Origin of the sequence: Brachybacterium sillae (assembly GCF_025028335.1) — a bacterium.
Lineage (GTDB): Bacteria > Actinomycetota > Actinomycetes > Actinomycetales > Dermabacteraceae > Brachybacterium > Brachybacterium sillae.
Genome location: NZ_JAFEUW010000001.1, coordinates 2,194,364 through 2,207,202, shown reverse-complemented (window position 1 = coordinate 2,207,202; position 12,839 = coordinate 2,194,364). Strand labels below are relative to the sequence as shown.

The following is a 12,839-nucleotide window of genomic DNA, read 5'->3' as shown; positions in this document are numbered from 1 at the left end:
CTCAGCGCTCCTTCGCCGGTGCGTCACCGGGCTCGTCGTCGTCAGGGGTCGGGGTGCCCCCGGTGGGGGCGGCGTCCGGGGAGGTGGCGCCGCTGAGGTCCACCTCGACGCGGGCGGAGGCGAGGTCGGCGAAGTCCACCTGTACCTGCGGCGGCAGCCTGCGGCCGATGGGTCGCCCCTTGGCGTCGCGGTCACGGCGCGGCGCGAGGGTCAGCACGCCGTCCTCGGTGGCGTCCTCCAGCCGGGCCAGGAACGGCTCCCCGGAGAGGTCGTGCCCGTCGCGCACCTGCACCCGCACGAGTCGGCCGCGGGAGCGGCGGGCGTGACGCAGGGTGGTCAGGGGGCGTTCCGCCCCGGGGGTGGTGACCTCGAGCAGGGAGGGGCCGGCGCCCAGGAGGTCCTCCGTCTCGACGAGGTCGGAGATCTCGCGGGAGACGTCGGCGAGGATGTCGGAGTCGACACCGCCGGGCTCGTCACCGGCGAGGTCCACGGTGATCACCGCAGTGGTGGTGGCGCCGGGTCGGACGGTCACGTCCTCGACGAGCAGACCCCGGTCCCGAAGGAGGGGGTCGACGCGTTCACGCAGCTGCGCAGCGGTCCCGTGCGGGTCATCAGAGGTCACGGCCCACTCTCCTTCGTCTCGATTGTGCGGGGGCACCGCGGGCCGGGCGAGGAATGGGGGTCCACGCGGTCGCTCTGCGGCCTGCGTCTACTCTAGCGCGGGTGACACAATCGGCGGGTGCCCCGACCCAGCCTCGTCACCACAAAGGACCCCTCGCGTCGCGGCCCGTCGTCACCCGACCCGTCGCGTCGTTCCCTCCTGCAGGGCGCAGTGGCGGGTGTCGTGACCATGCCGGTGCTGGCCGCCTGCGGATCGGTGCGGGTGGGCAGCCCCGCCCCGCAGACCCCTCCTCCGCCGGGGATCGATGACCTGTATCGGCGGGACCTGCTGGAGGCCGTGGAGTCGGCGTGGGCGGCGGCAGGCACCCCCGCAGGCGCCGCACCGGCGGTGGCGTCGGCCCTGGAGGAGTTGCGGGCGGCGCTGCAGAGGCATCGGGAGGCGCTGCGCACCGGGGCGGAGGCGGAGGCCGCCGCGTCGGCCGAGTCGTCCTCGGCGGCGGCGGGCTCCCCTGCGGCGAGTCCCGTGGCGACCGACCCGGCTGCGCTGCGGGGCCGCCTGGTGGCGCTGCGGGAGATGTGTGCCGATGCGGCCGTGCAGATCTCGGGGCGTCTGGCGCGCCCGGTCACCGCGGTGGGCGCCCACGCCACGTGGGCGGCGGTCCGGCTCGCGGCACTGGAAGCGCGTGCAGCAGGCGGAAGCTCGACCGCGGAACCGACCGTCCCGGCTCCGCGACCGGCGGAGCGACTCACCCCGACGCGGGAGGTGCCGGCGTGGGATCCGCCGTCGATCGGGGCGGAGCAGGACTACCACCACATGCTCGACCTGGCCCAGCAGGACGAGTGGTTCGCCGCCTGGCTGCACGAGGTCATCGCGGCGCGCTCCACCGGGCAGGCCCGCAACGACGCCCTGACCCTGAGAGACCGTCACCGGACGCGGGCGGAGGAGCTCGCGGGCATCGCCCGGGCCGATCAGGCACCGGTGGCGATGCCGCAGGCGGTGTACGCGCTGGGCGGGGACGACGCCGACGATGAGGCCCTGGCCCGGCGCGCAGTGAGCGTGTCGGCCGGGCTGATCGCCACGCATGTGGCACTGGCGGGCGCGGCGCCCTTCGAGCGCCGTGCCGTGGCTGTCGCCGCGGCGTATGAGGAGGCCACCTGGGCGGGGCCCAGGGTGCCGTCGCTCGCGCCGCTGCCGAGTCTGCGCCTCGGGGAGTAGGCCGGGGCGCTCCGCTGGCCGCTGTGCGCCTCGCCCGACCGTCCGCGGTGCCGGTCCGCCGCCCCGCCGGAGTGCACGGATTGCGCGTCTCGTGTCCAGAAAGTGGAAACGAGACGCGCAATCCGTGCAGGGTTGCGGTGTACGCCACCCGGCCGCGGCGTACTTCGCCCGGTCACCGCGTGTCGGGCGGGGTGCCCGGCTCAGGCGCCGCGCACGACCTCCTGCACCTGGGCGACGACCTCCTGCGAGGTGGTCTCGGTGACCTCGCCGGTGGCGCGGTCACGGATCTCCACGACTCCCTGCGCGAGCCCGCGGCCGACGACGATCGCGGTGGGCACGCCGAGGAGTTCAGCGTCCTTGAACTTCACGCCCGGGGAGACCTTGGGGCGGTCGTCGTAGATCACCTCGAGGCCGGCGTCCTCGAGTTCCTCGGCGATGCGCTCGGCCTCGGTGAAGACGGCCTCGTCCTTGCCGGTGGCGACGATGTGGACGTCGGCAGGCGCCACCGCCCGCGGCCACACCAGGCCCTTCTCGTCGTGGTAGGCCTCGGCGATCGCGGCGACGGCGCGGGTGACGCCGATGCCGTAGGAGCCCATGGTGACCGTGACCTGCTTGCCGTTCTCGTCGAGCACCTGCAGGCCGAGGGCGTCGGCGTACTTGCGGCCCAGCTGGAAGATGTGCCCCATCTCCATGCCGCGGGTCAGGCGCAGCGGCCCGGAGCCGTCGGGGGCGGGGTCGCCATCGCGGATCTCCGCCGCCTCGATGTAGCCATCGGGGGTGAAGTCCCGCCCGGGCACCACATCGAGGGTGTGGGTGTCCTGGGCACGCGAGCCGACCACCCAGCGGGTGCCGTGCGCTGCCCGCGGATCGATCAGCACCTTGACACCGCTCTCGCTGTCCTCCCCCAGGCCGATGGGACCGGTGAAGCCCTTCACCAGTGCGGGGTGCTTTGCGAAGTCCTCCTCGGTGAACGGCACCGCGACGGACGGGGCGAGGGCGACCTCGAGGCGCTTCTCATCGACCTGCCGATCGCCGGGGATCATCACCAGCAGCGGCTGGGTGGTCCCGTCAGGGTGGTGGAGCATGTAGATGAGGGCCTTGAGGGTGTCGGCGGCGTTCCAGGGGCGGCCGTCCTCACGGGGCTCGTGGGCATTGAGGTGCTCCACCAGGGCGTCGATGGTTCCGGCGCCGGGGGTGGTGACCTCCCGGGCGGCGGGCAGCTGCGCGATCTCCTCGGCGCTCAGGGGGGCGGGGGCGACTGTGGTGACGGCCTCCACGTTCGCGGCGTACCCGCCGTCGGAGACGACGAAGGTGTCCTCCCCCACCGGCGTCGGATGCAGGAACTCCTCGGAGCGAGAACCACCCATGGCCCCGGCATCGGCCTGGCAGATGACAGTCGGCAGACCCAGGCGCTCAAAGGTGCGGGTGTAGGCCTCGCGCTGTCGGTCGTAGCTGGCCGCGAGTCCGGCATCGTCGACGTCGAAGGAGTAGGCGTCCTTCATGACGAACTCCCGAACGCGCAGCAGGCCCGCACGGGGTCGGGCCTCGTCACGGAACTTCGTCTGGATCTGGTAGATCATCGCCGGGAGGTCCTTGTACGAGGAGTACAGGTCCTTCACCAGCAGGGTGAACATCTCCTCGTGGGTGGGGGCGAGGAGGTAGTCGGCGCGCTTGCGGTCCTGCAGACGGAAGATGCCATCGCCGTACTCGGTCCACCGACCGGTGGCGTCATAGGGCTCCTTCGGCTGCAGGGCCGAGAAGAGGATCTCCTGACCGCCGATGGCGTCCTGTTCCTCACGGACGATTTGCTCCACGCGGCGCAGCACGCGCAGGCCCAGGGGCAGCCAGGTGTAGATCCCGGGGGCGCTGCGACGGATGTACCCCGCCCGGACCAGGAGCTTGTGGCTGGCGACCTCGGCGTCCGCCGGGTCCTCCCTCAGGGTGCGGAGGAAGGCGGTGGACATGCGCAGCATCAGGGAGCCTCTCGACGACGGGAAGGGGTGGGTTCATCGTAGTGCGGGCAGCCCCGGGGCAGACTGGCGTCGGGGAGATCACCCCACCCCGGCTCTTCTGCCCCTCCACGCCGTGGTTCATCGCCGCGGCCGTCTGCGGCACCCTGCAGGCACTGATCAGTCTGTCCTGGGGTGCCGGAGGCACGGCCCCGTGGATTGACCGCGCTGCTGCAGTCCTGACGATCCTGCCCACCACCGCAGAGCCGTGGCTCCAGGCGGATTCCGACCGTGCACCGCACACGCCCTGCGATGCTGTCAGAACAGGATCGTCGACAGCTCTCCCACCTGGTCGAACCCTGCGGCGGTGTAGGCACGGCGCGCAGGCTCGTTGAAGTCGTTGACGTACAGGCAGACCCGGGGGGCATGGTCGCGGCGGACCATCGGCACGAGCGCCGCCATCGCCGCCCGGGCCAGGCCCCGGCCACGCAGCTGGGGGTGTGTCCACACACCGTGGATCTGCGCCACCCCGCTGAACACCGCCCCCACATCGGCTTTGAACACCACGGTGCCCGCCTGCTCCACCACATAGGTGCGTCCGGACTCCACCAGCCATCGCACCCGCGCGCGGTATCCGAGGCCACCGTCGCGGGCCGTCGGATCCACGCCGACCTCCTCGCGGAACATCGCGATCGCGGCGGGAGCCACCAGGTCGGCCTCTCCCGCCACCGCTGGTCGCAGCCCGGGGTGCGGGTCGACCCGCGGCTCCGCGAGGGCTTCGAGGACCGGCTGGGACCAGCGGTACTCCCGCACCCGGGGCTCCCAGACCGGGGCGAGCAGCCCCCACAGGGCCTCCGCCTCGGCGCGCGGCCCCACAAGCGAACTGGCCCGCAGCGGCTCGCCGAGCAGCAGGTCCGCGAACGCCCGGGCGGTTCCCTGCGTGGCCGGGTCGCCCCCGGTGATCCCCACGGGGAACACGTTCACCCCGTGCCACAGCACAGCAGGGTCCGCACCACGCTCCACCACCTGCGAGAACTCGCGGGACACGGCGGCGCTGTGACTGAGCTCCTCCAGCCGCGTCCCGGCGAGGGCGGTCTGTGCAGGATCGGCGGCGAGCCGCCGCAGCGCGTCGGCGGTGGCCCCGACCCTCACGGGCCGCACCCGCGGGCCGCGTCCGCGCAGCATGCCTTGGCCGATCCGACTCAGCGGACCGACACCGACGGGGCTCCCGCGTCGGTGTCCTCGCCCATCTCCGCGGCGATCCGGTTCGCCTCCGCCAGCAGGGTCTCGACGATCTCCGCCTCCGGAACGGTCTTGATGACCTCGCCCTTGACGAAGATCTGCCCCTTGCCGTTGCCGGAGGCGACCCCGAGGTCGGCCTCACGGGCCTCACCCGGTCCGTTCACCACGCAGCCCATCACCGCCACCCGCAGCGGCACGTCCAGATGCTTCAACCCCTCGGTGACCTTCTCGGCGAGGGTGTACACATCGACCTGGGCGCGGCCGCACGACGGGCACGAGACGATGTCGAGGGTGCGGGGGCGCAGGTTCAGGGACTGCAGAATCTGCACCCCCACCTTCACCTCCTCCACCGGCGGGGCCGACAGCGACACCCGGATGGTGTCGCCGATGCCCTCCGACAGCAGGATGCCGAACGCCACGGACGATTTGATGGTGCCCTGGAAGGCGGGCCCGGCCTCGGTGACACCGAGGTGCAGCGGCCAGTCGCCCTTCTCGGACAGCTGCCGGTAGGCCTCCACCATGATCACCGGGTCGTTGTGCTTCACGGAGATCCCGAAGTCGTGGAAGTCGTGCTCCTCGAACAGGCTCGCCTCCCACACGGCGGAGGCGACCAGCGCCTCCGGGGTTACCCGGTCGCCCTTGAGCATGCGCGGGTCGATCGACCCGGCGTTCACGCCGATCCGCAGGGCCGTGCCGTGGTCCTTCGCCGCCTGCGCGATGTCCTTCACCTGATCGTCGAACCGGCGGATGTTGCCCGGGTTCACCCGCACCCCGGCGCAGCCGGCCTCGATCGCGGCGAAGACGTACTTCGGCTGGAAATGGATGTCGGCGATCACCGGGATCGGGGACTTCGCGGCGATGGCCACCAGCGCGTCGGCGTCCTCCTGGCGCGGGCAGGCGACGCGCACGATATCGCACCCGGCTGCGGTGAGCTCCGCGATCTGCTGCAGCGTCGCGTTGATGTCATGCGTCGGGGTGGTGGTCATCGACTGCACGGTGATGGGGGCATCACCGCCGACGGCGATGGTGCCCAGCCTGACCTTGCGGGTGGGACGACGCGGCGCCAGCACCGGCGGCGGCGTCTTGACAGTGGGGATGCCGAGGCTCACGGAAGTCACGGCTCCATCATCGCAGGTACCGGCTCCGCCGTGGTGGTGGGCCGCGCCACCTCTACGCGACCTGCACAGGTGTCGCCCCGCGCGGGGCGGCGTCCCGTCAGCTCTCGCGATAAACGTCGCCGAAAGTCCGGTGCAGTCGGTCCCGCAACCGGGCCTCCTGCGCCTCGATCAGCGCCACCTCCGCCACCAGGTCGCGGTGCGCGTGGGACCGGAACCGCACCGTCGGAGGCGAGAGCAGCGTCGCACCGGTCAGGCGGACCTCCGTGATGTCGGCGCGGGGGCGTTCCTCCCGCACCCGCCACCGCAGCAGCCCTCGCACGACGCGCAGCACCCGCCGGTCGGTCACGATGAGGAACGGCGGATCATCGTCCGCGCTCGGGAGCGGCGCGGCCGCCACCAGCTGCTCCTGGTCGTCGAGCACCGTGGCCGCCCGCCTCAGGTCGAAGAACTCCGGCCCCTCCTGGCGGAGGAACTCGGCGACACTGCGCTCCGCAGAGGTCCTCGCCAAGGTCAGCGCAGCGTCCTGGAACTCGCGGTAGCGGCCGGTCATGACGCCAGGGTATGGAGTCGATGGACGACCCGGAGCCGGTGGGTGGTCGCGCCGTGCGCGGCTCTCACGGGAACAGGCGCACCGGCCGCACGATGTCCGCATAGAGCAGCAGCATGGTCATCACCAGGAACACCATGAACACCACGTTCGCCACTGGCAGCATCCGGGAGGTGTCGACCGGTCCGGGATCGGGCTGGCCACGCCAGCGGGCGATCATCCGCCGGGCACCCTCCACCAGCGCCCCGGCCATATGGCCACCGTCCAGCGGCAGCAGCGGCACCAGGTTGAACACGAACAGCGCCATGTTCAGCGACCCGAGCATCGACACCAGCAGAAACAGTTTCGCCTGCAGGTCGATGCCGGGTTCCCGGGCGGCCACCACCTCACCGGCGAGGCGGGAGACCCCCACCACGCCGATCGGTCCGTTCGGGTCGCGCTCCTCGGTGCCGAACGCCGCCTGGGCGACGTCCACCAGGCGCGCAGGCAGACCGATCACGAGATGCACCGTGCCGCTGAAGGTGCGCCACACCAGCCCGGGCACCTCCAGCGGGGACTGGCGCACGAACCCGCTGGACGGGGAGACGCCGAGGAACCCGGCGCGTTCGGTGACGACGCTGCCGTCGGCGCGACGCTGCACCTGCCCGTCGGCGTCGAGCACGGGGCGGTCGTCGAGGATCGGGGTGACCTGCAGGGTGCGCTGGGTGCCGTCCCGATCCACCACCACGGGGATGGTGCGGTCTCCGGCACCGCGGATTGCGGCGGTGGCATCGTCCCAGGTCTCGATGCGGTGGCCGTCGATGCTGAGCAACCGGTCCCCCGGGCGGATGCCCGCAGCGGCGGCCGGGGCGGCGGGGCGGCCCTCGCAACCGGCGTCGGCGGGAGCATCCACCGGGACGACGCACTGGGAGACGGAGTGCACGGTCGGGGTCAGCTGCGGCATGCCCACCCCGCAGGACAGCACCGTCAGCATCACCACGGAGATCAGAAGATTCATGGTGGGCCCGCCCACCATCACGATGAGCTTGCGCGGCACCGACAGCGCTGCGAAGGTGCGGTGCGCATCGGCCGGGTCGTACAGCGACGCGTCGTAGTCGCGGGCCTCGTCGCTCATCCGCTGCATCTGCTGCAGGAAGCCGGTGGAGTCCGCACGCACTCGCTGCTCGGGATCGTCGCGCCGCGGCGGGAACATCCCGATCATGCGGATGTACCCGCCCAGCGGGATCGCTTTGATGCCGTACTCCGTCTCCCCGCGGCGGCGGGAGAACAGCGTGGGGCCGAACCCGATCATGTACTGCGTGACCTTCACGCCGAAGCGTTTGGCCGGCACCAGATGCCCGATCTCGTGCAGGGCGATCGACAGCCCGAGCCCCAGCACCGCCAGCAGTACCCCGGCCGCGTAGGCGAGGGCGGTCACCGCGCCTCCCGGGCGCCGGTGCGACGGGCGATGTCCTCCCGGGCGGCGGTGCGGGCGCGCTCCTCGACCTCGAGGACACCCACGACCCCCTGCTCGACCCCGACGCGGGGGCGCTCGGGGTCCTCGACGGCGGCGCGGATCACCTCCAGGATGTCCAGGAACGGCAGCCGGCCATCGAGGAACGCCGCCACGGCCTCCTCGTTCGCCGCGTTGTAGGCGGCCATCGCCCCCTGGCCCTGGCGGTGCGCGGCACGGGCCAGCCGGATCGCCCCGAAGGTGTCCTCATCGACCGGTTCGAAGGTCCACTGCTGGGGGGCACGGAAGTCGAGCGCCGCCGCCAGACCGGGCAGTTTCTCCGGGTGCGCCAGGGCCCATCCGATCGCATGGCGCATGTCCGGCGGGCTGGCCTGCGCGATGGTGGAGCCGTCGACCAACGTGACCATGGAGTGCACGATCGACTGTGGGTGCACCACCACGTCGACGCGGTCCTCCGGCATGTCGAACAGCCAGCAGGCCTCGATCACCTCGAGGGCCTTGTTCACCAGGGTCGCGGAGTTGGTGGTGATCACCCGGCCCATCGCCCAGGTGGGATGGGCCAGGGCCTGCGCGGGGTCGACCTCCCGCAGCTGGTCGCGGGTACGGCCGCGGAACGGCCCCCCGGAGGCGGTGACCACCAGGCGACCCACCTGGTCGGGGCGCACCCCCGCGAGGGCCTGCGCGATCGCAGTGTGCTCGGAGTCGACCGGGAGCAGCTGCCCGGGCGCGGCCGCCCGCGTGACCAGCTCTCCGCCGACGATCAGCGATTCCTTGTTCGCCAGCGCCAGACGGGCCCCGGAGGCGAGGGCCGCGAGGGTGGGGCGCAGGCCGACGGAGCCGGTGATGCCGTTGACCACGGCGTCCTCGGGGCCGAGGGATCCGGCGAGGGCCTCGACTGCGGCGGCTCCGCCGTCGATCCGGGGCCGTGGCCCGTCCGGCAGGGCCTCGGCGACGGCCCGTTCCACGGCGTCGATGTCCTGCTCCTGCGCCACCGCGAGATGGTCGGGGCGGTGCCGGGCGACCTGCTCGGCCACCAGCTGAGGGCGGGAACCGCCGACGGCGAGGCCGTGGACGCGGCCGAGCTGCGGGTAGCGCTCCACCACATCCAAGGTCTGGGTGCCGATGGACCCGGTGGCCCCGAGCACCACGATCCGGCGCTCGGACGCGACCGGCGACGTCCTCTCCCGTCCGGTCACGGAACGGAGGCCATGATGTCGGCGACATGGTCGAGGTAGACATCGACCACGGCCTCCCGGTACCCGTCGGCACCCTTGCGACGCCGGAACGCGGCGCGACGCACATCATCCACGCTCATCGGCAGGCCGTCGGTGAAATAGGCGACGAGCTGGTCGCACAGGGCGTCGACGTCCTGCTTGTCGTAGCTCGGCTCCCCGTCGGCACCGGGGGCGAAACGCTGCCCGGCGGGCCGTTCCAACCGCTCCCGGAGCACCTCCGCGCGCTCGGTCAGACGCGCCACCCAGGCTTCCTCCCCCTCGGAGGCGATGGCGTGGTCGCGGGCACGCAGCGCGAACGCATCGGAGAGGCGGTCCAGGGCGTCATCCACCGCCCGCATGCTGTAACCGCCGCGCTCCATCGAGAACGTCACCGAGGAGATGTCGGAGGCGCGGAAGGACTCGTCGCGCCCCTCGTAGGCGCTGCGGGCACGGGCGAGGAAGTCGTCGACCTCCCCAACGGCGTAGCCGAGGCCGAAGCGGGAGACGCGCTCGAACGAAGTGCTCACGGGAGGTCCTTCCAGGGGCAGGGCGATCGCGTTCCACTGTAGTCGGCGGGGCCCCGCTGCCGCCGGTGCGGCACGGCCTCAGCCGGCGGTGCGTCCCGCCACGGCCTCGACCCGCGCCACGCGCGCTTCCCGGTCGGCCCGATGCGCATCGGATTCCAGAACCGTCGCGGCGAGCTGCCCGCAGGCACCGTCGATGTCGGAACCACGGGTGTCCCGCACCGTGGTGCGGATGCCGTGGGCGCGGAGGGTCTCCACGAAGCGTTTCTCCACCAGCGGGTCGGAGGCCGTCCACTTCGATCCCTTCACAGGGTTCAGTGGGATCGGATTGACGTGCACCCAGTGGGATCCGCCGCGGGCGATCAGCCGCTGTGCCAGGAGCTCCGCCCGTTCGGCCTGGTCGTTGATGTCGCGGATCAGGGCATATTCGATGCTGACGCGCCGGCCGGTGGCGTCGAAGTAGGCGCGGGCGGCGTCGAGGATCTCGTCCACGTCGTAGCGGGTGTTGATCGGCACCAGTTCATCGCGCAGGGCGTCGTCGGGAGCGTGCAGCGACACGGCGAGGGTCACGGGGATCTCCTCGGCGATGAGTTTGCGCACCGCCGGGGCCAGGCCGACGGTCGAGACGGTGATGTTGCGGGCGCTGATGCCGAAGCCCTCCGGGGCGGGCGCGTTCAGGCGGCGGCAGGCGGTGGCCACGGCCCGGTAGTTCGCCAGAGGCTCCCCCATCCCCATGAACACGATGTTCGTGACGCGCTGCGGCCCCGGGTCATCCCCGGCCGGGTCGGGGATCTCCCCCTCCGCGAGCATGCGGTCGGCGATCCGCACCTGCTCCAGGATCTCCGCGGCCGAGAGGTTGCGGGTCAGCCCCATCTGTCCGGTGGCGCAGAAGGGGCAGTTCATGCCGCATCCGGCCTCGGAGGAGATGCACAGCGTGATGCGCCCCGGGTAGCGCATGAGCACGGACTCCACCAGAGAGCCGTCGAACAGCCGCCACAGCATCTTCTGGGTGGCGCCATGATCGGCGCGCTGCCGGGAGACCAGCGTCAGCAGCGGCGGGAAGAATCGGTCGACGAGCTCCTGGCGCCGCGCCGCCGGCAGGTCCGTCATGTCCTCCGGCCGGGTGGTGGCGTGCTCGAAGTAGTGGGTGGACAGCTGGGAGGCGCGGAACGCGGGCAGACCCATCTCCTGCACGGCCTCGCGGCGTTCGGCGAGAGTGAGGTCCGCCAGGTGGGCGGGAGCCTTGCCGCGGCGGGTGGGACGCAGCTGCAGCTGGCCGGGCGCCAGCATCACCGGCTGGTCCGGCACCACCTCACGGGAGAGGTCCGGCAGGGCGCTGTTCGGTCGCGTGGGATCGGGTCGGCTCATGGCAGCAGCACCTCCAGCAGCACGTACGTGGTCGGGGCGGCCAGCAGCATCGAGTCGGTGCGGTCGAGGATCCCTCCGTGGCCCGGCAGCAGATGCCCCATGTCCTTGATGCCGAGGTCCCGCTTCAGCAGGGATTCGGCGAGGTCACCGACGGTGGAGACCACCACCAGCATCGCCCCGATCACTGCGCCGATCCACCAGGGCGCCTGCAGCGTGCCCTGCACCAGCAGCGACGCCACCACCACGCCGGTGATCAGGGAGCCGGCGAAACCCTCCCAGCTCTTCTTGGGGCTGATCCGTGGCGCCATCGGGTGGGCCCCCAGCAGCACTCCCACCAGGTAGCCACCGGTGTCGTTCGCGACGGGCACCAGCAGCGCCAGCAGCACCGCCCAGGCGCCCGCGTCGCGCTGCGACAGCAGGATCACGAAGCAGCCGAGGAACGCGATCCACGCCAGCGCGAACACCGCCGCGGAGACATCCCGCAGCGCGGAGCGGCCCCGCGACTCCGACAACCTCCACAGGATCACCGCGCAGACCACCACCGCCGTGGAGATCACCAGTCCCGCCGGGCCGAACACGGCGGTGGAGACGACCATCCCGATGGCGCCGACGAGCAGCGGCATGACGGGGATGCGCAGGTCCGCCTGGACGAGAGCCCGGGCGGCCTCCAGCAGACCGAGGCAGATCGCGAGGGCCACCAGTGCGGGCAGCGCCACCGGGACCACGAACAGCACCACCAGCAGCAGCACTAGCAGGCCGATGCCGACGGGGATCGCCCAGCGCAGGTCACGACCGGGGCCGCGACGCTTGGCGTGGCCGTCGGGTGGCGCGGAGTGGTCACCGTGCGAGGTGCGCGCCCCAGCCTCGGGCAGCACGTCGACGACCGACCGGGCCGGGGCCTGGTCGGTCGTCGCGCTGGAGGAGCCGGTGATGCTCACGGGCAGGTGGCGGGTGACGACGGGCGCGGTCTCTCAGACCGTCGCCAGCTCCGTCTCCTTGGCCTCGAGGGCCTGATCCACCTGCTCGATGTACTTCTTGGTGACGGCCTCGAGGTCCTTCTCGGCGCGCGTGCCCTCGTCCTCACCGATCAGCTTGTCCTTGACCAGCTTCTCGATGGCCTTCTTCGCCTGGCCGCGGGAGCCGCGCACGGCCACGCGACCCTCCTCGGCCTTGTTCTTGGCCTGCTTGATGTAGTCCTTGCGGCGCTCCTCGGTGAGGGCGGGCAGGACCAGGCGGAGGGTGTCACCGTTGTTGGTGGGGTTCACCCCGAGGTCGGACTCGCGCAGGGCGGTCTCGATCGCCGCCATCGCCCCCTTGTCATAGGGGGTGACGATGATCGTGCGGGCCTCGGGGAACTGGAAGGAGGCGAGCTGGTTCAGCGGCGTCGGGGCGCCGTAGTACTCGGCGGTGATGCCCTGGAACATCGCGGCGTTGGCGCGGCCGGTGCGGATGGCGGAGAACTCCTCCTTCGTCACCTCCACCGACTTGCCCATCTTGATCTCGGCGTCCTTCAGGATGCTGGCGATGTCCTCGCTCACGGGTTCCTCCTCGGATCGGGTGGCGTCGTAGGGGTGGCGGGCGGGGGCC

At 72.0% G+C, this 12,839-nt stretch carries 12 protein-coding genes; 1 reads left to right on the top strand and 11 read right to left on the bottom strand.

What is annotated here, in order from left to right:
- Position 1: 1 nt before the first annotated feature.
- On the bottom strand, positions 2–622 hold the full coding sequence (gene rimP / locus JSY14_RS10175; protein WP_259558832.1) for a ribosome maturation factor RimP: 621 nt from the start codon (positions 620–622) through the stop codon (positions 2–4).
- A gap of 117 nt (positions 623–739) precedes the next feature.
- On the opposite strand from rimP, the gene JSY14_RS10170 reads away from it, so the two are divergent.
- A complete protein-coding gene (locus JSY14_RS10170; protein WP_259558830.1) occupies positions 740–1,837 on the top strand; it encodes a ferritin-like domain-containing protein in 1,098 nt (365 codons plus the stop codon).
- A gap of 200 nt (positions 1,838–2,037) precedes the next feature.
- On the opposite strand, the gene JSY14_RS10165 is transcribed toward JSY14_RS10170, so the two are convergent.
- The 10 genes from JSY14_RS10165 to frr all read right to left on the bottom strand — a co-directional run bounded on the left by JSY14_RS10165 (position 2,038) and on the right by frr (position 12,790).
- Positions 2,038–3,810 (bottom strand): proline--tRNA ligase, encoded by a 1,773-nt coding sequence (locus tag JSY14_RS10165; protein ID WP_259558828.1) that lies wholly within the window; start codon positions 3,808–3,810, stop codon positions 2,038–2,040.
- Positions 3,811–4,104: 294 nt separating this feature from the next.
- The gene (locus JSY14_RS10160; RefSeq protein WP_259558827.1) at positions 4,105–4,971 is read right to left on the bottom strand and encodes a GNAT family N-acetyltransferase; all 867 of its coding nucleotides are present in this window, start codon (positions 4,969–4,971) and stop codon (positions 4,105–4,107) included.
- A 17-nt stretch (positions 4,972–4,988) separates the two neighbouring features.
- Positions 4,989–6,146 (bottom strand): flavodoxin-dependent (E)-4-hydroxy-3-methylbut-2-enyl-diphosphate synthase, encoded by a 1,158-nt coding sequence (gene ispG, locus JSY14_RS10155; protein ID WP_259558825.1) that lies wholly within the window; start codon positions 6,144–6,146, stop codon positions 4,989–4,991.
- 97 nt (positions 6,147–6,243) lie between these two features.
- A complete protein-coding gene (locus JSY14_RS10150; RefSeq protein ID WP_259559710.1) occupies positions 6,244–6,696 on the bottom strand; it encodes a hypothetical protein in 453 nt (150 codons plus the stop codon).
- Positions 6,697–6,760: 64 nt separating this feature from the next.
- Positions 6,761–8,110 carry a M50 family metallopeptidase gene (locus JSY14_RS10145; protein WP_259558823.1) on the bottom strand — a complete coding sequence of 450 codons (1,350 nt, stop codon included), beginning with the start codon at positions 8,108–8,110 and terminating at the stop codon, positions 6,761–6,763.
- Complete coding sequence (dxr, locus tag JSY14_RS10140; protein WP_259558821.1) at positions 8,107–9,342, bottom strand: 1-deoxy-D-xylulose-5-phosphate reductoisomerase; 1,236 nt, start codon at positions 9,340–9,342, stop codon at positions 8,107–8,109. Before dxr ends, JSY14_RS10145 begins: the two co-directional genes overlap by 4 nt.
- On the bottom strand, positions 9,339–9,887 hold the full coding sequence (locus JSY14_RS10135; RefSeq protein WP_259558819.1) for a DivIVA domain-containing protein: 549 nt from the start codon (positions 9,885–9,887) through the stop codon (positions 9,339–9,341). The genes dxr and JSY14_RS10135 overlap by 4 nt, the downstream gene beginning before the upstream one ends.
- A 78-nt stretch (positions 9,888–9,965) precedes the next feature.
- Complete coding sequence (rlmN, locus tag JSY14_RS10130) at positions 9,966–11,252, bottom strand: dual-specificity RNA methyltransferase RlmN (protein WP_259558818.1); 1,287 nt, start codon at positions 11,250–11,252, stop codon at positions 9,966–9,968.
- Complete coding sequence (locus JSY14_RS10125; RefSeq protein ID WP_259558816.1) at positions 11,249–12,190, bottom strand: phosphatidate cytidylyltransferase; 942 nt, start codon at positions 12,188–12,190, stop codon at positions 11,249–11,251. Before JSY14_RS10125 ends, rlmN begins: the two co-directional genes overlap by 4 nt.
- 33 nt (positions 12,191–12,223) lie before the next feature.
- Positions 12,224–12,790 carry a ribosome recycling factor gene (frr, locus tag JSY14_RS10120; RefSeq protein WP_259558815.1) on the bottom strand — a complete coding sequence of 189 codons (567 nt, stop codon included), beginning with the start codon at positions 12,788–12,790 and terminating at the stop codon, positions 12,224–12,226.
- Positions 12,791–12,839: the final 49 nt, after the last annotated feature.

Bases quoted from the DNA above. Each gene is read 5' to 3' on its own strand.
- JSY14_RS10150 (WP_259559710.1), bottom strand. From the start codon at position 6,696: ATGACCGGCCGCTACCGCGAGTTCCAGGACGCTGCGCTGACCTTGGCG.
- rlmN (WP_259558818.1), bottom strand. From the start codon at position 11,252: ATGAGCCGACCCGATCCCACGCGACCGAACAGCGCCCTGCCGGACCTC.
- JSY14_RS10165 (WP_259558828.1), bottom strand. From the start codon at position 3,810: ATGCTGCGCATGTCCACCGCCTTCCTCCGCACCCTGAGGGAGGACCCG.
- JSY14_RS10160 (WP_259558827.1), bottom strand. From the start codon at position 4,971: ATGCTGCGCGGACGCGGCCCGCGGGTGCGGCCCGTGAGGGTCGGGGCC.